Raw genomic sequence first — 21516 nt, forward strand, 5'->3', positions numbered from 1 at the left:
CGCTTACGATGGATTTTTCTCTACTGCTGGTTCTTTCGGTTCCGGTTGTTGTACAGGCTGCTCTGCCGCTGGTTGTTTAGTTGATTGATCAATTGCTGGCTGTTCAATCGGTTGGTTTACCGGTTTAGCCGGCTCCGATGGCGTAGCTGAAGTAGATTGCTCTTCTTTTTCCGCTTCTTCTTGTTCACGTTTAATTTCTTCTTTAAACTCATCAAGCTCTCTACGGGCTTCATCTAACTTCTTTTGACGATCTGCCGAAGACAATTTCTGATTTGACTTTAATTCATTGACGTATGTATTTAACGCCGTAATAATTAAATCTCGTTCATCTAGCGCTCTCGCAATCTCAAGTGCTGCTTCTCCTTCACCACGACCTATGTGAATCCAATAGGCAAAGTAACTTGGATCAGATTGAAGGGTAAGGGCATTTAAAATATTGTCTGTCGCTGTATCAGGTAAATTTTTATTCATGACATATGAATACGCTAATTCATACTGAACAACTGGTGGCATCTCATCTACTTGATAATTTTCTAGTTCATCTGCTACACCACTGTATTTTTGTTGAATAAACGCTTCATTCGCTCCCATGAAAGCTTCTTGTTTTGGTTGTTGAAAGAAAAGATTATACGCCATATAACCGAGTGCAGGAACAAGTAAAACCCCTACTCCTACTGTTGTATAACGAAGCCACTTCCATTGTTTCTCCGGTAATTTTACAAATAGACGCTCTTTCTTCTCTAACTCATCTATCTTTCTTTCAATGACTGCTTCAAGCTCGTCTATGTTTTTGCTTGCCATCACTCTCTGTGCATTTTCTGATAGCTGAAGAGTTTGATATTGAGTTAGATATTCATAGAACGAATGCGTACGATCAACGGCTGCTGCAATCGTTGCTTTTAATTCATCAAACAAACGACCTTCTTCTTTTTCATAAGGTGGAATACTTTCTTTTACTCCGTAATGAAGAAAGTGAGGCATGCCACCTTGATCAAACACAATGTTTTCCGGACAAACAAGAAGGTGCAAGCGCGAATGGTGATGTTGCTCCACCTTTTTGACTAGTTGGTAACTAAACAGCCATTTTTGAAGCTCTTGTTTTGCTTTTAATTGACTAAAAGACTTAAATGTACGAGGTGTTTGAAGTTGAATCTTTAACTCGTTCTCGTTCATTAAGATGTCACATATAAAAAACGGGTGAACGTCTTTTAGCATCTCGACTTCCAAAACGTGACCTAATCGAATTTTTTCTTTTTGGAACGTGAACGTGTACATTTCTTTTTCTTTTGTCATAACAGCTTCTGTTCGCTGCTCTAAATAGGTTACTTTCTTCTCAGACATGCGAATAAACTCCCTCAAAGAATTTCAATACAATCGCCGGTTTTGATGCCACAATCGACCATTTTCTCATTTCCTGAAAGGACGATCTTTTTATTTGGGACTCTCACCCAATAGCCTTCTCTCGGCGCTTGAGAGATGGTCTTCGTTTGCCAGACAATATCAATTACTTTTTTAATTGAATGATAGTTCGATAAACGCAGATCAAACCGCTCTCCTGTATAGTGCTTTAAATCAATTGTCACTTCAATATACATGTGTACACACCTCAAAACATAGAAAGAGCGCCTTCATCACTAAGAATGTGGCGCTCCTCTGACATTTCATTAGATTTTTTCAGATGAAGTATTAACCGCGAATTTGGCTCGCAATTTGGTTGTCAGTGTCTTCAAGAATATTAGCAGAGTCACCTAATTGTTTAGAGATATCTGCAAGTAGATTAGCCATTTGTACGAAAGAAGGTTTTAACTCTTCGTATTGTGCTGCGAATGCATCACTTGACGCACCTTCCCACATATCTTGTAATTGACTTTTCATTGAATCAAGGCGAGCTACTAACTCTTGTACTTGACCACTTTCATTATTATAACGTGATGCCATGTCGCGAAGTTCAGCTGGTGTAACGCGAATAATCCCTGACATTCCCCATCTCTCCTTTAGTTATGTATTTACTATAATTGTAAAAAAACTCACGCGATTGGTCAAAGGTTCTTAGCAAACTCGCAAAAAATGAGTACATATATCTACATATACCTCTTACCTCACCAAACGAAACCAGAAAAAACCAATCTTTTGTTCACATTTACTTTTTCTTTTTCAGGAATATTGTCACAATAAGTCATAATTTTTAATAAATTACGCTAGCAGTGTTGACAAAATAGTCCTTCAACTTTGTCAACACTGCTAGCCCTAAACAAATCTAACTTTTACCGAATCGAAAGTCAAACGTTACGGGGTTGGAACGGTAAAACCGCTAATTGAACATAATGTGTAGGCGTAAATAGTTGTAGGTGTGACTAAATCATCAACAAAGAAAGCCAAACAGCCACAGATTCGATAAACATACACATCATCTATCGTTGTAGGTAACCCCTTAATGTAGAGATTCAATCTTGATCCAAACGTTATTGAACTTTGCAAATCAGTTGCTAACGTATTCGCTTCACAGCAGCGTGGTTGACCAGAACATGAACCACACTTACATGTCGTTTGCGAATCAGTTAAATTAGGGCAAGTATTGGCGTAATTCACTAAAAAGCTAAATGCATCTGTTGTCGTTGTTACATTATCTTCTGCACGAACTCCTGCCACTTTTGATAGTTGAAACGTTGTATTGGGCGTTGGTAATGGGTTATCTGCATCCCTAAACGTAACGGTCGCACAATCATTCACATTGGTAATCACTTGATTTGTAATTGGATTTGGGGTCACGGTTGTATTTAAATAAATATCCACTTGTTTTTCTTCTGGTGGAATGATATTCGCTTGAAACGCTTGTAAACGTGTTAATAAATCGGCTAATGCTTTGTCACAGCAGTCGCAGTCACAGTTTTTCGAATACGGCTTGCATCCCTTTGCACAAGAGTCATTACATTTATCTTTACGCCATTTTCGATTTTTCTTTTTATAAATTTTGTTCACCTTCTCTTTGTTACATTTGCATTCTACATTTACTGTTACACCACTGACCGTTGTAGGAGTTGAAATTGTTTGGCTATTGTTTAATGGCGAAGTATTCGTGTGTCCGGCGATGGTTTGAGATCCTTGTGTTTGATCTCCGTGTGATTGCTGTTGATTTTGAGCTCCTTGATTTTGTGTCCCATCTTGCGTTTGTGTACCCGTTTGCGTTTGATCAGCACTTTGATTCGCCGTAGGAGTTGTTGTTGTATTCGGTGTGACGGTTGTGGTTGGAGTTGTCGTTGTTGTTGTATTCAAGTTTGTATTTGGGGTGACCGTTGTACTTGGTGTGGTCGTCGTTGTTGTATTTAACGTTGTAATCGTATCCGTTTGTTGATCAACATTCTGATCTGGTTCTGGTCCGAAAATAACAGGGTTTTGTGTTGTATTTTGAGTTTGATCCACTTCCGGTCCATCTTGTACTGGAATTTGCGCAGTATTTTGCTCTTGACCTTGATTTAATTCTGGTCCATCTTGTACTGGAATTTGCGCAGTATTTTGCTCTTGACCTTGATTTAATTCTGGTCCATCTTGTACTGGAATTTGCGCAGTATTTTGCTCTTGACCTTGATTTAATTCTGGTCCGTCTTGTACTGGAATTTGCGCAGTATTTTGCTCTTGATCTTGGTTTTGCTCTGGTCCGTCTTGAATGGGGATTTGAGCGGTATTTTGGTCTTGTTCTTGGTTTTGCTCTGGTCCGTCTTGAATAGGGATTTGAACGGTATTTTGGTCTTGTTCTTGATTTTGTTCAGGACCTTCTTGCTTTGGCTTTTGAATCGTTTGTTGATCTTGTTCTTGCTTTTGTTCTGGTCCTATTTGCTTTGGCTTTTGAATCGTTTGTTGATCTTGTTCTTGCTTTTGTTCCGGTCCATCTTGGATTGGCTTTTGAATAACAACTTGCTTTGCAACTTTTTGTAGTTTACAAGGATGCGAACATGCCCCTTTTATTTTCAAGCACTCATCACACGTACATGGATAATACGGCTTACTTGATGAGCTATGACATTTTTTGCATCTACACGGGTAATAGCACGACTTTCTTAATTCTACACACTTCTCACAATTACAAATGGATGGACATGGATCTTTTTTTTCATCACACGAACACGGCTTATTATCACACGAGCATGGTTTTTTGCCACATGAACACGGCTTTTTATCAGTTAAATCATTGTGATTATGCTCCTGGTTCTCTTCTCGTCCTCGGTTGTTGTCTCTTGTTCGACTATTCTCCCTTTCTCTATCATTATCCCGTCTACGATTGTTATCGCGGTTATTTCTAAAAATAAAATCGTCTCTCATCTTTGTCCCTCGTTTCTCACTGTCAATTCGTCAACTTATCATATGCGATGCTAAAAAAAGTGATAGTTGTGAGAAAAAGAGAAATTGCAGATCAAAAAGAAGATGTCCTAAAAAGAGCAAGCAAAAGCTCTGTTCAAACATCTCCTTATCCACAAATGGATTCATAGCCGTTATATCAACAAAGTGAGAGGGCCACCTTATTTTAAACAAGTTATCGTGACTTTTTTCGTACTAGGATAAACAAACTACATTATTTATTGTTGGAAAAGCGTGGTCAACTTCAAAAAAATTTTCGGTTACCTAAAATCGCTTCGCACCCTCATACTTATCCGCCCAATAACTGTCAACTTTGAGATTGGTAATACGCACACCTTCTGAAAGCGTTACATGAATGACATAGTCGTTCCCAATGTAGATGGCTGGATTTAAGACAGATGTTTTGAAGAAGACGATATCCCCTACTTGTAATTGATCTTTTTTGACATAACTGCCTGCTTCCCATTGATCGTTTGCGTATCTTGGAATGGTCATCCCTTTTGCTTCTTTATACACATATTGTACAAACCCTGCTGTGTCAAAACCACTCGGTGTCACTCCACCCTTGGTATACTCCGTTCCAATGTGTGTCATGCTTTCTTTTACGATGTTGCTGTCACTCGTAATCTCTAACGCATTATATCGCTTTGCACCCGTATATTTTTCTGCCCAGTAAGTGCTTGTTAAGTTGGCAACCTCAATACCACGTTGACGATGTGCATGGATAAATTGATTATTACCTAAGTAAATACCAGTATGTGAAATCCCTTCACGATATGTATTGCTAAAGAAGACAACATCACCTACTTGCAAATTGGCTTTTGCAACCGTTTCTCCTACTTGCCACTGTTGATCGGTTGAGCGAGGTACGTACACGCCAACTTTCTCAAACACATATTGTACAAACCCTGAACAATCGAATCCACTTACAGTTTCTCCTCCGTAAAGATAAGGAGTTCCAAGCAACACCTTCGCCTCACGACTTACTTCACTTGTATCGATTGCTGCTTCTACTTTTGTAGGCTGCATAATGGAACCTCCTTCATAAATAGGCAACATAAGCCCAAAGCCAACGACACTTGCGATTAACGTCTTATGTACATTCATGTAACATCTTCCTTTCTTTCCACTTGTTGATTCGCTCCTATTCTAGCAAACTTTTTTCCGAAAACTTGTTTTCTTCTTTGTTTTTAACGTAATTGTAACGTTACATCCAACGAAAACCATTTATACACCGTCATCAATTTAGTCAACAAAAAAATACGGTGAGAAATGTCACATCTCCCCACCGCATTTTTTAAAAGGCATTCTCCAAATAAGCCTTTCTATTTAACGAAATATAGACTATTTTACACCTGACACTAACGATCTTCTTACAAACGAGATAAATTGCGCATTTGTTGTATGTTGAGATGGCTTGTAGTGCGTGCTTGGTGTAGTTACTTTATTAGCTAGTAACGTCGAAATATATTCTCTTGACCATTGATCTTGCTTAATATCAGTAAACGGTAGATTTTCATTTCCTGTTAGCTCAAACGCATTTACTAAAATTTTAGCCATTTGCTCTCTTGTTAAATAGCTATTAGGGTTAAAATGACCGTTTGAACCGCTAAAGATCCCTTCGTTTACAACCGTCGCAACAATATCATATCCTGGTTGACCAGGCTTTACATCCCGTAAATTCGGGTTCGGGCGGTTTGCTGTTGAAAGGTTTAATGCTTTTACAAGAACAGTTGCCGCTTCTAATCTTGTCGTCTTGTATTCTGGTCGAAATACACCACTACTTCCATTCACTACCCCACTATAATACATCTGCATCACATCGGCATGTTCCCAATGTGACGTTGATAAATCTTTAAATGTGACGCTACTACTCCTACCTTCGTCGCTGGCGCTGCATGTCCTTCGTATTGTTCGTATGGTGCAAATATACATGCAATTACAAATACACACACGATCATTACTTTCTTCAAAAAATCCTCTCCCTTTGACTAGAAAATATTCCCATGCTATTATCTATTAAAACCGATTCATTGTTAAGACTTTTTTCCTGTCTAAATTCAAAAAACTTTGCCCATCGTTTCTGACAGGCAAAGTTTTTTATGAACGTGGCACTTTTACCGGAATTAAAATGGCTTCAATTTGCTCACGATGTGGTTCGTATTGTGGTGGAAGTTTTAATTCTTCTCCTAGCTGCTCGAACGGTTCATCAACTAAAAATCCCGGTGGATCTGTTGCGATTTCAAATAAAATTTCACCATGTTCTCTAAAGTAAATTGCATTAAAGTAGTTTCGGTCTTGAACAGGAGTCACACCATATCCACTTTCCTCCACATGAGACTTCCATGCTAACTGATTGTCATCATCTTCGGCACGCCACGCAATATGGTGAACCGTTCCAGCTCCCATTAAGCCACGTGCCCCCATCGTCTTGTCAATGTCAATGATGTTTCCAAGGTCACTTGGCGTTCGAAAACGAATAATTCCGCTTTCTTCTCCTACTCGTTCCATCCCTAACACATGCTCAAGCATATGAGCCGTTTTTTCTGGTTGAGCTGAATAAAGCGTTGCCCCGCCAAACCCTTTAATGGCCTCGTTTGACGTAATGTCTTCGTATACCCACTCACTTTGTTTCCCACGCTCTCGTGCGACAATCTCTACGTTTAAGCCATGTGGATCTTGAAACTGAAGTGAATCTTCACCAAATCGTTCCACTTGCTTAAACGAAACGTGATGCTCTTCGAGTCGCTTCATCCAAAATGGCAATGCCCCTACAGGTACGACAAATGTTGTAATCCCAACTTGTCCTGTTCCGATACGTCCTTGGCGAGCGTTATCCCACGGAAAAAATGTCATAATGGTTCCCGGTGTACCTATTTCATCACCAAAATATAAATGATACGTTCCTGGATCATCGAAGTTTACCGTTTTTTTAATCATGCGTAACCCTAATACTCCGGCGTAAAAGTCGATGTTTTCTTGCGGATGCCCTACTACTGCTGAAATGTGATGAATGCCTGATGTTTTCATCATTCATTCCCCTTTCCTTCTATTTGTTTTTTCATTATTCCCCACTATCGGTGTTTTGCGTTATATTTTTATTTAAAGTAGTATCAATTCGAGATATAACCATAAAGAATATCTTTAATTCGAGATAATTATATAAGAAAAAAAACATATGTGTCAATACAACGCATATGTTTTTTCATTTACATCGTTTTTTCCTTCATCAAAGCGGTCATTTTCTTCGAAGCAATTAATGCTCCAGCAACCCCTGTCAAAAACAGAACAATCATTAAACCAATCTCATAGAACGTTTCCAATGGAACGAAGAAAGCTATATATTTAAAAAGCTCATCCCAACAAAAAATCATCATAACCGCGGTCATTGTAAAAACAATATGGCCTCTTTTCATTTCTCGTTCCCTCCTAAAAAACAAAAAACCCACAGAAAATCTGGGGTTATTCCACAGTAGTACACCGAATAATGATAAAAGACTATGAGTTTAATATACCAGAATTTTCTCACTTTGTCTACAAAAAAGAGTATTAATTTGTACTTCTAACATCACTCATTGGAAAAAAGACAAATTCACTTTTCCCTACAATTGCTTTTTGGGAAATCAGACCCAATCCATTGCGACTATCCATACTGCGCAAGCGATTGTCACCCATAACGAAAAATTGTTCCTTTGGCACTTCAATTGGACCAAAATCACCCGTCAAGCGCATGCCTTGACTATTAGCTGTTTCTTTATATATAGATAGATATGGTTCTTTAACAAGTTCGTCATTCACAAACAACTCATCATTTTTCATCTCCACCACATCACCCGGCAATCCGATGACTCGTTTGACATAGTGAGTTTGTTGCTGTGAATCTTTGATGATGACAATTTCTTGTCGGTCAATATCTCCGATCATAAACGCAATTTTGTTCACAAATAGTCGTTCATTATTATAAAGTGTCGGTTCCATTGATGCACCGTCCACTATATAAGGTGCAAATAAATAGTTCTTAATTAATAGAAACAAACCGATTGAAAGCAATACTGTTTTTACCCATGAAAAGAAAGAATCCTTCTCTTGCTTCTTGGTGTTTATCATGTTCTCTCTCCTTTATCACGCTAATCATCAATTGTATTTATGCCTTGAGCTTTCTTTTCATGTTTATTCGTCACTGTACTCATAAAGTCCTTTTTTTGGACAAATCATTTTATCCAAAAGTATAAATCAACCAAATTAACGAAAGCTAATCTCAACTATTCATTTTGTAAGGAGTCGGTGTCTATGTTCAAAAAACAACTCATTTTCTCTCTCCTTTTCTTATTTTTAAGTAGTGGAATGAGCTATGCAGAACAACCTTTTCACTATCAATACAAACCAGACAAACTGTATCACATCCTCCAAATTAATGAAGCAGACTTTACGCAACAATGGAAAAGTGGAAAAACGATCAAAGAAATTGCTGAAGCTAGCGGTATAGAAGAACAAGCCCTTCTGCTTGCCCTTTCAAAAGATCAGTTTAAACAGCTAAATGCTGCCTTAAAATCGAATCAAATTACATATGACTATTACTGTGATTACGCCATGTCGATGATGAAAGACGATATTTTGTCGTTCATTCACTCGAGTGCAAAAAAAGAGGAAAACACAACGAATAAACCGCTTAAAACATTAACAGGTGAAACAAAAAGCTGGAAAGGTACTGTTGAATTTGTTGAAGAAAATGGAGAAGTAAAAAGTTACACAACTGTTCAACCAATTGGGCAAACGAGCAGTGACAACATTATCTCTGTTGATACTTTACTTGGTAATAACTTGAAAACGTATGATGTAAAAGACGTGAATGCAGTGGAAAAAGACATTACATTTGGGACAATTGAAGTGAAGTGGAAAGAAAACAATGAAAACAAAAAAGAAACGATTGTTGTAAAAGGAAGTTAACAGCGTACAAGAAGCTAAGTCAAAAGGAGCAACAAGCATCCATTTGACTTAGCTTTTCTTTTTTTAATGGGGAGCGTTTTGGGCTCTTCTTTTTAGGGTAATAATTCTCTTATACATCTTGCCATCCTGGAGGGGTTTTATGACCAAATCAAAAGTTCAATTTTGGACGATTCAACTTGTGTTAATCGCCCTCTTTATTTACTTATGTACAAAGATTTCATTCGTCTTTGAACCAATCGTCATTTTTTTCACAACGCTCTTTTTCCCTATTCTTGTCTCTGGATTTTTATATTTCTTATTTAGCCCGATTGTGTTTTTCTTAGAGCGAAAAAAGGTGCCAAAAACCGTTGCTATTATCGTTTTATATGCTGTATTTGTTGGACTCATTACACTTGCTGTTGTGACACTTGGTCCTGCTCTTTCCAAAGAAACAAATGATTTTATTGATGAAATGCCTACATACGTAGCGGAAAGTCGTGAAGTATTAGATAATGTTTCTGAAACAAGAGGATTTAAGTGGATTATCGAACAAGAATACGTTTCTCTTGATAAAATTGAAGAATCATTGCTCAATTTCTCTTCTAATTTCACTGAACGATTTACAAGCAGTGTTACCGCTATTTTTAGCGTCTTAACAAATATTACGCTTACCATTGTAACCGTGCCATTTATTTTATTTTACATGTTAAAAGACGGACATCGTTTACCCGAGCTTGCCGTTAAATTTGTTCCTGCAGCGTATCGAGAAGAAGGACTACGCATTATTGATGAAACAACTGAAACGCTCGCAACGTACATTCAAGGTCAAATGCTCGTTGCGCTATTTGTCGGAGTGTGTGCGTCTATTGGGTATTTAATTATCGGCCTTCCGTTTGCACTTGCACTCGGATTAATTGGCGCTGTGACTAATATCATTCCATACTTAGGACCATTTATTGGCGCGGCACCAGCTGTTGTTATTGGCTTACTAGACTCCCCAACAAAAGCTATGCTCGTTGTCGGTGTCATCGTTATCGTTCAACAGTTAGAAGGAAATGTCATTTCTCCACTCATCATGGGTCGAAAGCTAAACATTCATCCATTGACGATTATCTTACTTTTACTCGTCGCTGGAAACTTAGCTGGTATTCTAGGCATGATTTTAGCTGTACCTGTGTATGCAATGACAAAAACAATCGTCTTAAACATCGTACGTCTCGTCAAATTACGATCGCGTCATAAATATGATGCAGTATAAAGTAAAAGAAAAGCCGGCACCTCTTGCAGCAAGTGGAGGTGCCGGCTTTATCTTGAAATGATTTTTTACTGAGCTTTTAACTGTCCATCCATCATATAATAAACACGGTCACATAGTGGCAATACCGTTTCATCATGAGTAACCATAATCGCTGCTTTTTTTCGCTCTTTTACTTCGTTTGCAAGCAACTCAACAATGTCCCAGCTTCGCTCCGAATCAAGACTTGGAGTCGGTTCATCGGCTAAAATGATGGAAGGATTGTTCACAAACGCACGGGCAATGGCCACTCGCTGCTTCTCTCCACCCGAAAGTTGATGAACATAATGATTTTTGCGATGACTTAACCCCACCGCATGCAGTAATCCATCGACTTGATTCCGACTCACTTTTTTCTTCGCCATTTGAAACATCAGTGCAAGCTGCTCATGTACGTTTAAATAAGGAACTAAATGAGATGCTTGAAACACATAGCCAAGTTCATGAAGGCGAAGCTTAGCTGCTTCTTTTTCGGTTAGCGCAGCGACGCTTTGACCATTTATGAACATCTCACCTTCATCGAATCCTTGTAGTAAACCTGCAATCGATAAAAATGTGCTCTTTCCTGAACCAGATGGACCTAAAATGGCTACGAGCTCTCCCTTCATTGCTTGAAACGATACACTGTTTAACACCGCTATGTCTTTATCACCATCTTTAAATGTTTTCGTGACATTGTGTAACTGTAAAGGTACATTATTCATTATTCTGCCCTCCCCATCGCTGTTAGTGGATCTGCTTGTACAATGTTATAGCTAGAAAGCAACGAGCCAAATAATGAAACAAGCAACAACGTGCCTGATAGCTTAAGCATCATGCGCGTATTCAATGCAAACGGAATATCTGCTGGCAAAATGCCTTGCGTCAGCTGTGTACAAATCATTGCCAAACCAATACTCACAATTGATAACACGATGACTTGCATAAGTGTCAGAGCAATTAAAAAGCTACTTCTTGCACCCAGTGCTTTTAAAATGCCGAACTGATTTATTTTTTGAATGGTCATAATGTAGAAAAATGCACCGAGTACAAACACCGCAATGACGATTAAAAACGCCAACATCATATAAAGAGAAGTTTGTTCTGCTGAATAACCTGGAATGTTTTGAACAACCTGATCTTTTTCAACCCACTCTCCGTCACCAATTAATACACCTAAAGCCTCTTTTACAATAGGTTCATTATCGTGAATGACAAATGCATTGTAAAATACGTTTCCTTTTGCTGCTATCATCTCTTCCCACCCATCAAGGTTCATAAAGACAACAGGTGTGTGACTATATGTTTGTCCTTCTGTAAAGCCAACGACCGTTAACGTAACATCAGCATGCTCTTCATAAAGTGTGTCACCAATTTGAACGCCGTCTTTCTTTAATGACTGATCAACTATTACAGCGTGGGGTTCGTTTTGAGATAACGAAATACCTTCGATGACTTCAGGATGAATAAAACTATCAAACTCTATCCCCATTAGGGTGACATCTACTTTGGCGTCTTCATGTTGCAGTGATGCCATTTGAACGCCGAGCGGCTCCACAGCTGATTGCTTTGTTACCTGTTCTTTCTGCTCCTTTGTAAACGTCGAGCGGTCGAGTCGATGACTAGCATCTTCATGCATATAGTAAGTATTAGCAGCCATTTGCTGAATGGAAGACGCATTATCACTAGACAAACCATTTGCTAGCCCATTAATGATAAAAACGAGGAACGCAATAAAAAAGAGAATAAAGCTCACCAATACATATTTGAGTTTAAAAAAGCGCATTTCCTTAAATGCAAGAGACAACATCAAACATTCACCTTCCTTTTGTTCACTTCGTTTGTAACTGTACGAAACGAATATGAACGGAAGATGAATAAATCGTTACAATTTAGGAAGGGAAACCGTAAATGTCGAACCTTCTCCTTCTACACTGCTCACATAAACCTCTCCCCCGTGTAGTTTCACAATCGTATGAACAATTGATAAACCAAGTCCTGTTCCTGCGACTTCTCGCGTTCTTGCGACATCTGCACGATAAAAACGATCGAAGATACGAGTTTGTTCATAGGCTGACAAGCCAATACCCGTGTCTTCTATCATCACTTTTACATTCTTTCCTTCATCTATCACTGAAACCACAATACTTCCATCTTCTTTATTATACTTAACTGCATTCGTCAATAAGTTATCCCATACTGCGTAAAGAAGCTGTGCATCTCCTTTTATGTCTACATCCTTCAGTGAATAACTCATCATAATATTCTTTTCACTTATCGCCCATTGATGCTGACGAATAACATCCTTCAGTTGCTGTGTCAAACAAAAGTCTGCCTTATCGACTAAATCCGTTCGCTGATCTAATGACGCAAGGAGCAGCAATTGCTTTGTCAGCAACGACAAACGATGAATTTCACGATTGACAATATCAATGTACTCTTGCTTTTCTTCGCTTGTTAATGAATTCCCTTGTAATAAGTTAATGTAGCCACGAATGGTTGACAGGGGTGATTGAATATCATGTGAAATATTCGAGATAAATTCTTTTCGCATATCATCTAATTGCTCGAGCTTACTGGCCATTTCCGTAAAGCGATTCGCCAATGTACCAATTTCATCTTTACGTTTAATATCAAGTGAAATTAAAAAATCACCTTTCTCGAGCTGCTTCGTTGCTGATGTCAGCTTTGAAATGGGTCTTACAAGAAAATGAGTATTAACGATCACAAAGGCGATACTAAATAAAATCGTTAACATTAACAACCAGCCGAATAAAAGGTGAATTTCATTGAAAAGTAATTTAATATTCGGTCGCATAAAAAGCGCATACGATTTGTTGTCGTATTGAAACGGAACACCAACTGTATTTTTTAACTCATTGGCGAAAAAACCGGTCACAAAAAATTCTCTCGGAAATAAAGCCATCCCATGATAAGCTTCACCATTTAGTACTTTTTGTTGAACAGAAGTCGATAATGCTTTATCTCGAAAAGAGGAACCGTAAAATGTACCTTCTCCGGTTTCATCTACAACATATAGCTGATACCCAATGGACGCGATATGTTCAAAATAACGAGCTAAATCGAGCTTCTCTTGAGATGTCAAATAATCGGTCATTTCTTTTGCAAAGGCCATATTCTTCTCATCCGTTTCAGCTTTTAACGTTCGTTGATAATACATATTTGAAAGAGCAAACGCAAGCATTGCACTCCCTAACATAATGACAATCGTCGTTATCGTAAATTTACTATAAAGAGATTTCATTATCGCTTCGCCTCGATAGAATATCCGATGCCACGTATCGTTTTAATTCGAAAATCATTGGTTATGGAAGAAAACCGGTCTCTTAATCGCTTTATATGCACATCGACGGTTCGTTCGTCTCCTTCGTAATCCATCCCCCACACCGTTTCAATTAAATGATTTCTTGAAAAGACTTGATTTGGGTGAGAAGCAAGCAAGTAAAGAAGTTCAAACTCTTTTAAAGGCAGCAAAAGAACACGATTCTCTACTTTTATTTCATAGCTTTTTTTATTAATCGTCGTTGCACCTAATGTTAAAACAGGATGACTTTCCTTTTCGTATCTTCTCAATAACGCCTTTATGCGAAACAATAGCTCCTTCGGCTCAAACGGCTTCACAAGATAATCATCTGTTCCTGCTTCATATCCTTTTTCTTTGTCATTAATTTCACCTTTTGCTGTTAATAAGATGACCGGTATGTCAAAGTGTTTCCGAATTTCTTCTGTAAGCGTATATCCATCCATCACCGGCATCATCACATCAACAATTGCAAGATCAACCGTTTCATGTTCTAGCTTATGTAAAGCGGTCTCCCCATTTTCTGCTTGTATCACAACATAGCTTGCTTCTTGTAAATGAATGCTCACTAACTTGCGAATAGATGCATCATCGTCTGCTATTAAAATTGTTCTCATACATATCTCTCCTTGCTTCATATCTTACTAGGATCATCATAAGTGCTCTTTATTAAAACGTACTCTCTATTCGTCACTGTCGTCAATCGAACATCTCGTGAACGTTTTCGTTTTTCAACTAAAACATACTACGGTACATTAAATAATGGAAATATTTTCTGAAAAGCTAAGAAGAAAGGACAGGTCACACAATGAAAGCAGCAGTTATTTTCGATATGGACGGCACGCTTTTTCAAACAAATACGATTTTAGAAGTCGCACTTGAACAAACGTTTCACACGTTGAGAGAAAAAGGAGAATGGTCGGGTCCCGCTCCACTACAAACGTATCAGAGCATTATGGGTGTACGGCCATTGGTTGCACATTTGGATTTGGGACGAAAGAAGAATTAGCCGATGCAGACGCCCTCATCGACAACATGAAAGAGCTAGAACGCCACATCGAACAAATGACACAAAAAAGCTAGAGGTTTTATTATCCTCTAGCTTTTTAACAGTTAACAATTACTTGATTAAAATCGTTTGTTTCCTTGTTTACTTTTTATATAAAAGCATATCGAGCTTGCCATCTTTTAAAAACTTCACTGCTTTTTGTACAGTCGATGCATCGGACGGAGTTTTCCATGCGACAAGTAGAACGGCAATAATAAAGCTAACAGCAAGCCATAACTTCTTTCGCTTTTTTCTCATTTGTATCTCCTCCATTTATGTAACATGTCATTTTTTATATAAGATCATTTTTGATAAAATAAAATATGTGAGCCCTTAGTACGAACATTTGAAAAAAGGTGTTATGTGAAAGCGTAATTTGATAGTATAAAATTTATCATTCTTCCTCAATAGAATGAACATGATATTTACATAATAAGATTCTGACAAATCAAAAAATGGAGAAGGTACAACATGAACTCTTTCTATTTAATCGTCGAACAAGCCCCTCCTTTTGAGGCAGGGTCTTCGATTTCATTGCAACAAACAAATATGATTATTGGCAGACAACGAGATGACTGGACACCACAAATTGCCCTAACCAATGCGTTTGTATCTCGAAAACATGCTTGTATTTATATGGAAGAAAATCAACTATTCATCATGGACTTAGCTAGTAAACATGGAACAGAAGTAAATGGTGTAAGATTAGACCCTCACGTTCCTGTAGTGCTGAAAGCTTCTGATAAAATTACACTTGCAAATGCGATGGTTTCTTTTTATTTGTCAACGAACTTAGATGAAACAATGGACCTTACACCGCTTTTAAGCGTAGCACATCGTGTATCCTTAACACTCGAACCGATTAAACAAATGGTCTATGTAGATGACCAAACCTATCCGTTTTCAGCAAAAGAATTTCAGTTTTTAGAAATGCTGTTGCACCAACAAGAACAATTTGTTTCCCAAGACGACATTAAAAAGCGCGTCTGGCCCGAGCGTCTTTTAGAAGATGAAGAAGTACCAAGTGTTGGTTCAGAAGAAATGGCCTCTCTGCTTTACCGTATTCGCAAACAGCTAAAAGACTACATCACCATCGAATCCATCCGTGGAAAAGGATACATTTTACATGTAAATGAAAAAGTGGAGTATACACAACGATAGAACGAGGTTGGGACATAATGAAATAATTTCTTCTCATTGTGAATGTTAGAGTGCTCATACATGTTATCCTTTCTTAGCCAAGGGGTAATCAAAATAAAAACTCTCATTTTGTAGGGTCACCACCAAATACTTTCTTTCAAACCTTTTATGATTCAAAATAAATCGTTTACTATTGATTTACTGTATATGTTGGCAATAGGGGTTGTGGGATTAATCAACTAGGAGGTCTTTGCCCCTAGTCAATTAATCACCGTTTTTTTAGCAATATTTACAGCTATCTATCTATTAAAAATTTTACTAGAATAAAAAGTATGAAAACATTTAAAAAACTTCTTATTACATTATCGCTGTCTGTCCCTCTTGTTTTTGGTTTTAGTGTCATCCATTCAGAAGCTTCGACTACTCATACAGTTCAAGCTGGTGATACGATGTGGAAAATTGCTGTAAAATATCAAGTTGGCGTTGCTGAGCTTATTAGTGCAAACCCTTCCGTAAAAAATGTGAACCTGATTTATCCAGGTCAGCAATTAACGATTCCACAAAAAAATGTAACTCGATCTGCTGAATTAAAAGTAGTCGATTTAGTGAATGTAGAAAGAGCTAAATACAACCTTGCTCCGTTAAAAGAAAACTGGGAATTATCAAGGGTAGCTCGCTTTAAGTCACAAGATATGATTGATAAAAATTATTTCAATCACAATTCTCCTACATACGGAACGCCGTTTGATATGATTAAAAACTTCGGTATCTCATATCGTGCAGCTGGAGAAAACATTGCAGCTGGTCAACAAACACCAGAAGACGTCGTAAAAGCTTGGATGAACAGTGAAGGTCACCGTAAAAACATCCTTTCTACACAATTCACAGAAATTGGCGTAGGCTATGTAAAAGGTGGTTCATACGGTCACTACTGGACACAAATGTTCATTTCTCGTTAATAGAATGAATGGTAAAAGCCACGTTGCCCTACTCGGCAACGTGGCTTTTATATTATTGTTGATTTGTTTGATGAATATAGATGACTAACTTTGCAACGCCAATCATGTTACATATGACACTTCCAACTAATACAATGACCCACAGTGCAAACGGGACATCTATTAGCAGAAGAATCAATAACAAACAAATTCCTATTAATACAAAACCCATTCCTTGACGCATAAATAAACTCCTTAACTCTTTATCATCACTTCATCATTTGCTTCTTGCAGCTGTAACGATTCTACACCCTTTATCTGTAAGCTGTTTCGGCCTATCATTAACGATACCGCCCCCACAGCAAGCAAAACGCCTGCGAAAGTAAATGAAAAGCGCGCTCCATACAAGTCTGTCACATATCCCATCATAACCGTCGCTGTTCCAAATGCCCCCAGCAACAACGCTTCTTGTGCAGCGTAAACTTTTGATAATTTCGTATCATCTACACTTGTTTGAATGATTGTGTTCTCCGCGATACCTTTGACTACACTTGCGACACCAAACAAGAAAGATAAAATAAGCGCAAGCCACGGCTTAGAAAGAACTCCAAACGAAAGTGTCGTGATGCTCGCTACGAAAGCTCCTAATAGAATAACAGCTTTCAGATAGCGATTAACTACACGGTCATAACGCAAACTAATGATACCGGCAACCATACATCCTAAGGCGAAGCTTGCGTTAATATACCCCCACCATTGCTCGCCCACTTTTAGCACTTGCTCCACATACACATACACAATGGCCGCAATCCAGACAACATTTGCAATAGCTTCGAGCAACTGCACACTGCTAATTAAGCGAAGAGAGGGTGTTTGCCAGATAGTGACCCATCCTTCTTTCATAACCGCTCTCTTGGACAAATATTGCACCTTCTCTTTTTGTTCATGTCGGGCATCAATCCAAAACATCATCACGGTCGAGACAATAAAGAGCACCACAGTTAACCATAGAACAGCCTCGCTTCCTATCAGTGCCACAACCAACCCAGACGCAGCCCACCCTCCTAGTCGAATGACCTCATCAACCATGGATAAGAATCCGTTTGCTTTGATGAGCTGATCATGGTCAACCAACTGTGGAATTAATGCATTCCTTGCAGGACTCGCCCATCCGTCTAAAAATGCAATTCCAATTACAATAAGGAATAGACAAATAAGTGGATACGTTCCTAGAAACATAGAAGCATACAACACAAGAACCAAGGATAAACACGTTTTCCCCAATTGAGAATAAGCAAGAAGCTTTTTTAATGAATAAGTGTCTAATAGAAGCGGCGCAATCATGCTACTTACAAAGCGAGCCATTGTAATACAAAGGGGTACAAGTGCCATGTAAGTAGCTGCTCCTGTTTGTGCATAAATCGTCGCCATCAATCCTACGATATAAAGAATATCTCCTGCATTTGCAAATGATTGGCCAATCCAAAGAAATCGAAATGATTGTTTGTTCATCATCTTTTAGTCCTTTCTGTATTCAATTGTCAGTTGTAAAAAGATGATGAACATCACATTGGACGAAAAGCCTCCTCGTTTACTTGTTGCTTTTATTATACAGCAATATATAGGTGAAAAGAGATTTATTTCACTATTTTTCTAGCTTTTTAATAACACGACAAGGGTTGCCTGCTGCTACTGTATTGGCTGGGATATCCTTTGTGACAACACTGCCTGCACCAATGACGGCATTATCACCAATTGTCACACCTGGATTAATAATCGCACCCCCACCAACCCAAACATTATCGCCAATCGTGACAGGAATACCTGACTCTAAGCCACGATTTCGTTCAATTGCATCAATAGGATGTGTCGCGGTGTAAATATGAACACCTGGCGCAAACATACAATTCGCCCCGATTCTCACTTCACATACGTCTAAAATAATGCAATCAAAGTTAGCAAAGAAGTTTTCACCAACGTGAATGTTTGATCCGTAATCACAGCGGAATGTTGGCTCAAGATACACATTTTCACCAGTTGATCCAAATAGTTTCTTTAATAAATCTTTACGTTCATCGTATTGCGTTTCCGTTGTTTCGTTAAATAGACGTGTTAACCGACGAGCATTTTCACGTTCTTTCACCAATTGCTCATCCCACGGTTTATACAATTCACCCGCTAGCATTTTTTCTTTTTCAGTTCTCATCCTCTTTCCTCCTACTGTTATAATACATCTATCATGATCATAACAGGTTAAACGGTTAACCTAAAGTGAAAAACGTTTCCTCTTTCTTACACAAATGTTCCCTTGGTATGTTTGTTAAAAAGAAGAACACATGTTACATACAACACCCCTTACCACCTATTTATTCAAATAAATGCGTAGATGACAAGGGGTGAGTTAGATCAGACAATTTGTTACCTCTTCTCATTCGTCCTTTTTTCTCTCTGTCACTTACTTCTTGCCTGTTGACCCTAAATCAATTGTTGAAACATTTGATTTCAACAGCATTTGTGTCACGCCATTGACTTCAAGGTACACATTGTATTGATCAAAATGCTTCAGAATACCTGTTAACCTTACACCATTCACAGTAAAAGCCGTTACTTGTTTATTAATCACGGATTGTAGTGTTCGATTTTGAATATCAAATTTTTGTTGTCCGTTACCCATGTTTACACTCCTTATTATGTATGTCTATTTCTTCATTCACTTGCAGTGTTGCATCTTATGAATGGTAACACCTTTTTTCTTTTTCATACAAGAGAGGTTTGTCACAATTCTATACTCTTTTTGTTTCGATGAAGACAGATTAATTCCCTGCTTTTTACACATAAAAAGAAAACATGATGACCCCTTCATCAATCGAAGTGTGTACATCATGTTTTCACTACTACTTACATATTGACTGACTGATCTTTACGCTGTTCCTCTATTGCTTTTCGCTCATCGTCTGTCATGTATGTGACTTTAAAGCCGACTAATGCCATAATGATCGCAATGATTGGGCCTGCGTAGTTTAACACCGCATAAGGTGCATATTCGAATGGATGAACGCTTAGTGTCGCAAAAATGAACACCGCGCATGTATTCCAAGGTACGAACACACTTGTCACAGTTCCGCCATCTTCTACCGCACGTGATAAATTTTTGGGATGAAGGTTTTTATCGCGATATGCCTCCGCATACATACGTCCTGGCAGTACTACCGATATGTATTGTTCTGCAGCTGCTATGTTTGTGAAAAAAGCAGATGCGATTGTCGTCACAATTAAGCTACGTGCTGTTTTCGCAAGCGTTAAAATCTTATTAACAATTGCTTTTAACATCCCTGTATGTTCAAGTACACCACCAAATGTCATCGCCACAATTGTTAATGATACCGTATACATCATCGCGTCAATTCCACCGCGATTAAACAACGAATCTACCAGTTCATTTCCTGACTCAATGCTAAATCCATCATTTAATGTATTTACTGCATTTCCTATCGAACCACCTTGTACAAGAACGTGACAAAGCCAACCTAAAACCACTCCTACTGTTAATGCAGGAAGTGCTGGTACTTTCCTCGCTACTAGTACAATAACAATGATAGGCACGATAAGTAACCAAGGAGAAATGACAAAGTTATCTTGCAGTGACTTCATCACCGTATCAATGTTTTCACTGTTTAACGCATTACTTCCGTATTTTCTTCCCATCACACCATATACAATTAACGCCACAACTAACGCTGGAATCGTTGTGTAAAACATATGTTTAATATGATCAAACAAATCAGCACCAGCAATCCCTGACGCTAAGTTCGTCGTATCCGAAAGCGGTGACATTTTATCTCCAAAGTAAGCACCCGAAATAATCGCTCCAGCAACAACAGGAGCTGGAATTCCCATACTAATTCCGATTCCCATACCGGCTACACCTATCGTTCCCATCGTCGACCATGAGCTTCCGATTGCTAATGCAACAACGGCACAAATAATCGTCATTGACACTAAAAAGAAGGATGGTGAAATGATTTTTAAACCGTAATAAATCATGGTCGCCACAACTCCGCCGCCAATCCATGCGCCAATCGTTAATCCAACCATAATAATAATAACAATTGCTGGTAAAGCAAGACGAATTCCTTCATAAATCCCCTTTTCGATTTCTTTCCACTGAAAGCCCACTCGCCATGCAATAACGGCTGCCACAACTGTTCCTAAAATAAGTGGAACATGCGGACTTCCTTCGAACTTCACAATCGTTGTCGCCATTGCAACGACCATTACGAGTAACGGTACAATAGCTAGTAAAAAAGGAATCTCTCTTTTTTCTGTCTTCATCTCTCTTCCCCCTGATCTTTGATGTCTGTATCGCTTCTCTTTTTATAACCCCTTTGCGACACTAGTAAATTATACCGAAATATCTAAATAAAAACAATATACAGATAATTCAGCTTGTACATAAAAAGTTGCGTTGAGCTTGTAAACCACTTATTATTATTTGTGACACAATTCACATGCGATG

The 21516-nt window shown here is 38.4% G+C and carries 25 protein-coding genes and 1 pseudogene; 6 read left to right on the forward strand and 20 right to left on the reverse strand.

Features of this window, described 5'->3' with window-relative positions; all coding sequences use genetic code 11:
* Nucleotides 1-3: 3 nt before the first annotated feature.
* The 10 genes from essB to lepB all read right to left on the reverse strand — a co-directional run bounded on the left by essB (nt 4) and on the right by lepB (nt 8460).
* A complete protein-coding gene (essB, locus tag DIS06_RS04985) occupies nt 4-1341 on the reverse strand; it encodes a type VII secretion protein EssB (protein ID WP_110112139.1) in 1338 nt (445 codons plus the stop codon).
* Nucleotides 1342-1355: 14 nt separating this feature from the next.
* Nucleotides 1356-1595 carry an ESX secretion system protein YukD gene (gene yukD, locus DIS06_RS04990; protein WP_110112140.1) on the reverse strand — a complete coding sequence of 80 codons (240 nt, stop codon included), beginning with the start codon at nt 1593-1595 and terminating at the stop codon, nt 1356-1358.
* A gap of 91 nt (nt 1596-1686) precedes the next feature.
* Nucleotides 1687-1980 carry a WXG100 family type VII secretion target gene (locus DIS06_RS04995; RefSeq protein WP_110112141.1) on the reverse strand — a complete coding sequence of 98 codons (294 nt, stop codon included), beginning with the start codon at nt 1978-1980 and terminating at the stop codon, nt 1687-1689.
* Nucleotides 1981-2286: 306 nt separating this feature from the next.
* Nucleotides 2287-3969: a hypothetical protein gene (locus tag DIS06_RS05000; RefSeq protein WP_110112142.1), complete on the reverse strand. Its 1683-nt coding sequence runs from the start codon at nt 3967-3969 to the stop codon at nt 2287-2289.
* 648 nt (nt 3970-4617) lie between these two features.
* Nucleotides 4618-5460, reverse strand: coding sequence for a C40 family peptidase (locus DIS06_RS05005; protein WP_110112143.1), 843 nt, complete (start codon nt 5458-5460; stop codon nt 4618-4620).
* Nucleotides 5461-5697: 237 nt separating this feature from the next.
* Nucleotides 5698-6171: an S-layer homology domain-containing protein gene (locus DIS06_RS05010; protein ID WP_239421908.1), complete on the reverse strand. Its 474-nt coding sequence runs from the start codon at nt 6169-6171 to the stop codon at nt 5698-5700.
* Nucleotides 6171-6326, reverse strand: a complete 156-nt coding sequence (locus tag DIS06_RS20545) for a hypothetical protein (protein WP_239421885.1) — start codon at nt 6324-6326, stop codon at nt 6171-6173. Before DIS06_RS20545 ends, DIS06_RS05010 begins: the two co-directional genes overlap by 1 nt.
* Nucleotides 6327-6453: 127 nt before the next feature.
* Entirely contained in the window at nt 6454-7383 is a 930-nt protein-coding gene (locus DIS06_RS05015) for a ring-cleaving dioxygenase (protein WP_110112145.1), read from the reverse strand.
* Nucleotides 7384-7562: 179 nt separating this feature from the next.
* Nucleotides 7563-7769 carry a hypothetical protein gene (locus tag DIS06_RS05020; protein WP_110112146.1) on the reverse strand — a complete coding sequence of 69 codons (207 nt, stop codon included), beginning with the start codon at nt 7767-7769 and terminating at the stop codon, nt 7563-7565.
* A 133-nt stretch (nt 7770-7902) separates the two neighbouring features.
* Nucleotides 7903-8460: a signal peptidase I gene (gene lepB, locus DIS06_RS05025; RefSeq protein WP_110112147.1), complete on the reverse strand. Its 558-nt coding sequence runs from the start codon at nt 8458-8460 to the stop codon at nt 7903-7905.
* Between the two features lie 183 nt (nt 8461-8643).
* On the opposite strand from lepB, the gene DIS06_RS05030 reads away from it, so the two are divergent.
* Both DIS06_RS05030 and DIS06_RS05035 read left to right on the forward strand, forming a co-directional pair.
* Nucleotides 8644-9300, forward strand: a complete 657-nt coding sequence (locus DIS06_RS05030) for a hypothetical protein (protein WP_110112148.1) — start codon at nt 8644-8646, stop codon at nt 9298-9300.
* A 139-nt stretch (nt 9301-9439) separates the two neighbouring features.
* Nucleotides 9440-10537, forward strand: a complete 1098-nt coding sequence (locus tag DIS06_RS05035; RefSeq protein WP_110112149.1) for an AI-2E family transporter — start codon at nt 9440-9442, stop codon at nt 10535-10537.
* Between the two features lie 65 nt (nt 10538-10602).
* Here DIS06_RS05035 and DIS06_RS05040 read toward each other — a convergent pair whose 3' ends face one another.
* From DIS06_RS05040 to DIS06_RS05055, 4 genes are all read right to left on the reverse strand, one after another.
* The gene (locus tag DIS06_RS05040; RefSeq protein ID WP_110112150.1) at nt 10603-11277 is read right to left on the reverse strand and encodes an ABC transporter ATP-binding protein; all 675 of its coding nucleotides are present in this window, start codon (nt 11275-11277) and stop codon (nt 10603-10605) included.
* A complete protein-coding gene (locus DIS06_RS05045; RefSeq protein ID WP_110112151.1) occupies nt 11277-12362 on the reverse strand; it encodes an ABC transporter permease in 1086 nt (361 codons plus the stop codon). The genes DIS06_RS05040 and DIS06_RS05045 overlap by 1 nt, the downstream gene beginning before the upstream one ends.
* A gap of 75 nt (nt 12363-12437) precedes the next feature.
* The gene (locus DIS06_RS05050; RefSeq protein ID WP_110112152.1) at nt 12438-13817 is read right to left on the reverse strand and encodes a sensor histidine kinase; all 1380 of its coding nucleotides are present in this window, start codon (nt 13815-13817) and stop codon (nt 12438-12440) included.
* Nucleotides 13817-14497, reverse strand: coding sequence for a response regulator transcription factor (locus tag DIS06_RS05055; protein ID WP_204166766.1), 681 nt, complete (start codon nt 14495-14497; stop codon nt 13817-13819). The genes DIS06_RS05050 and DIS06_RS05055 overlap by 1 nt, the downstream gene beginning before the upstream one ends.
* Before the next feature lie 185 nt (nt 14498-14682).
* Between DIS06_RS05055 and DIS06_RS20550 the strand changes: the two are divergent.
* Nucleotides 14683-14838: pseudogene (locus DIS06_RS20550) on the forward strand (nucleosidase); the annotation flags it as partial.
* Nucleotides 14790-14957: a hypothetical protein gene (locus DIS06_RS20065; RefSeq protein WP_162595885.1), complete on the forward strand. Its 168-nt coding sequence runs from the start codon at nt 14790-14792 to the stop codon at nt 14955-14957. The pseudogene DIS06_RS20550 and the gene DIS06_RS20065, both read left to right, overlap by 49 nt.
* A 67-nt stretch (nt 14958-15024) precedes the next feature.
* Here DIS06_RS20065 and DIS06_RS20070 read toward each other — a convergent pair whose 3' ends face one another.
* Nucleotides 15025-15180: a hypothetical protein gene (locus DIS06_RS20070; RefSeq protein ID WP_162595886.1), complete on the reverse strand. Its 156-nt coding sequence runs from the start codon at nt 15178-15180 to the stop codon at nt 15025-15027.
* 213 nt (nt 15181-15393) lie between these two features.
* Here DIS06_RS20070 and DIS06_RS05065 point away from each other — a divergent pair, with 213 nt between their 5' ends.
* Both DIS06_RS05065 and safA read left to right on the forward strand, forming a co-directional pair.
* A complete protein-coding gene (locus DIS06_RS05065) occupies nt 15394-16083 on the forward strand; it encodes an FHA domain-containing protein (RefSeq protein ID WP_110112155.1) in 690 nt (229 codons plus the stop codon).
* A 311-nt stretch (nt 16084-16394) separates the two neighbouring features.
* Nucleotides 16395-17021, forward strand: coding sequence for a SafA/ExsA family spore coat assembly protein (gene safA, locus DIS06_RS05070; protein ID WP_110112156.1), 627 nt, complete (start codon nt 16395-16397; stop codon nt 17019-17021).
* Between the two features lie 52 nt (nt 17022-17073).
* Here safA and DIS06_RS20075 read toward each other — a convergent pair whose 3' ends face one another.
* The 5 genes from DIS06_RS20075 to nhaC form a co-directional block, all read right to left on the reverse strand.
* On the reverse strand, nt 17074-17244 hold the full coding sequence (locus DIS06_RS20075) for a hypothetical protein (RefSeq protein WP_162595887.1): 171 nt from the start codon (nt 17242-17244) through the stop codon (nt 17074-17076).
* An 11-nt stretch (nt 17245-17255) separates the two neighbouring features.
* Nucleotides 17256-18512, reverse strand: a complete 1257-nt coding sequence (locus DIS06_RS05075; RefSeq protein WP_110112157.1) for an MFS transporter — start codon at nt 18510-18512, stop codon at nt 17256-17258.
* A 133-nt stretch (nt 18513-18645) separates the two neighbouring features.
* Nucleotides 18646-19206 carry a sugar O-acetyltransferase gene (locus DIS06_RS05080; RefSeq protein ID WP_110112158.1) on the reverse strand — a complete coding sequence of 187 codons (561 nt, stop codon included), beginning with the start codon at nt 19204-19206 and terminating at the stop codon, nt 18646-18648.
* A 249-nt stretch (nt 19207-19455) separates the two neighbouring features.
* The gene (locus DIS06_RS05085; RefSeq protein ID WP_110112159.1) at nt 19456-19674 is read right to left on the reverse strand and encodes an RNA chaperone Hfq; all 219 of its coding nucleotides are present in this window, start codon (nt 19672-19674) and stop codon (nt 19456-19458) included.
* 224 nt (nt 19675-19898) lie between these two features.
* Entirely contained in the window at nt 19899-21332 is a 1434-nt protein-coding gene (gene nhaC / locus DIS06_RS05090; protein ID WP_110112160.1) for a Na+/H+ antiporter NhaC, read from the reverse strand.
* Between the last annotated feature and the right edge of the window lie 184 nt (nt 21333-21516).

It is taken from the genome of Bacillus sp. CGMCC 1.16541 (genome assembly GCF_003184905.1).
Lineage (GTDB): Bacteria > Bacillota > Bacilli > Bacillales > Bacillaceae_H > Priestia.

Bases quoted from the DNA above. Each gene is read 5' to 3' on its own strand.
- essB (WP_110112139.1), bottom strand. From the start codon at position 1,341: ATGTCTGAGAAGAAAGTAACCTATTTAGAGCAGCGAACAGAAGCTGTT.
- yukD (WP_110112140.1), bottom strand. From the start codon at position 1,595: ATGTATATTGAAGTGACAATTGATTTAAAGCACTATACAGGAGAGCGG.
- DIS06_RS04995 (WP_110112141.1), bottom strand. From the start codon at position 1,980: ATGTCAGGGATTATTCGCGTTACACCAGCTGAACTTCGCGACATGGCA.
- DIS06_RS05005 (WP_110112143.1), bottom strand. From the start codon at position 5,460: ATGAATGTACATAAGACGTTAATCGCAAGTGTCGTTGGCTTTGGGCTT.
- DIS06_RS05010 (WP_239421908.1), bottom strand. From the start codon at position 6,171: ATGCAGATGTATTATAGTGGGGTAGTGAATGGAAGTAGTGGTGTATTT.
- DIS06_RS05015 (WP_110112145.1), bottom strand. From the start codon at position 7,383: ATGAAAACATCAGGCATTCATCACATTTCAGCAGTAGTAGGGCATCCG.
- DIS06_RS05020 (WP_110112146.1), bottom strand. From the start codon at position 7,769: ATGAAAAGAGGCCATATTGTTTTTACAATGACCGCGGTTATGATGATT.
- lepB (WP_110112147.1), bottom strand. From the start codon at position 8,460: ATGATAAACACCAAGAAGCAAGAGAAGGATTCTTTCTTTTCATGGGTA.
- DIS06_RS05030 (WP_110112148.1), top strand. From the start codon at position 8,644: ATGTTCAAAAAACAACTCATTTTCTCTCTCCTTTTCTTATTTTTAAGT.
- DIS06_RS05035 (WP_110112149.1), top strand. From the start codon at position 9,440: ATGACCAAATCAAAAGTTCAATTTTGGACGATTCAACTTGTGTTAATC.
- DIS06_RS05040 (WP_110112150.1), bottom strand. From the start codon at position 11,277: ATGAATAATGTACCTTTACAGTTACACAATGTCACGAAAACATTTAAA.
- DIS06_RS05045 (WP_110112151.1), bottom strand. From the start codon at position 12,362: ATGTTGTCTCTTGCATTTAAGGAAATGCGCTTTTTTAAACTCAAATAT.
- DIS06_RS05050 (WP_110112152.1), bottom strand. From the start codon at position 13,817: ATGAAATCTCTTTATAGTAAATTTACGATAACGACGATTGTCATTATG.
- DIS06_RS20065 (WP_162595885.1), top strand. From the start codon at position 14,790: ATGGTCGGGTCCCGCTCCACTACAAACGTATCAGAGCATTATGGGTGT.
- DIS06_RS20070 (WP_162595886.1), bottom strand. From the start codon at position 15,180: ATGAGAAAAAAGCGAAAGAAGTTATGGCTTGCTGTTAGCTTTATTATT.
- DIS06_RS05065 (WP_110112155.1), top strand. From the start codon at position 15,394: ATGAACTCTTTCTATTTAATCGTCGAACAAGCCCCTCCTTTTGAGGCA.
- safA (WP_110112156.1), top strand. From the start codon at position 16,395: ATGAAAACATTTAAAAAACTTCTTATTACATTATCGCTGTCTGTCCCT.
- DIS06_RS20075 (WP_162595887.1), bottom strand. From the start codon at position 17,244: ATGCGTCAAGGAATGGGTTTTGTATTAATAGGAATTTGTTTGTTATTG.
- DIS06_RS05075 (WP_110112157.1), bottom strand. From the start codon at position 18,512: ATGAACAAACAATCATTTCGATTTCTTTGGATTGGCCAATCATTTGCA.
- DIS06_RS05080 (WP_110112158.1), bottom strand. From the start codon at position 19,206: ATGAGAACTGAAAAAGAAAAAATGCTAGCGGGTGAATTGTATAAACCG.
- DIS06_RS05085 (WP_110112159.1), bottom strand. From the start codon at position 19,674: ATGGGTAACGGACAACAAAAATTTGATATTCAAAATCGAACACTACAA.
- nhaC (WP_110112160.1), bottom strand. From the start codon at position 21,332: ATGAAGACAGAAAAAAGAGAGATTCCTTTTTTACTAGCTATTGTACCG.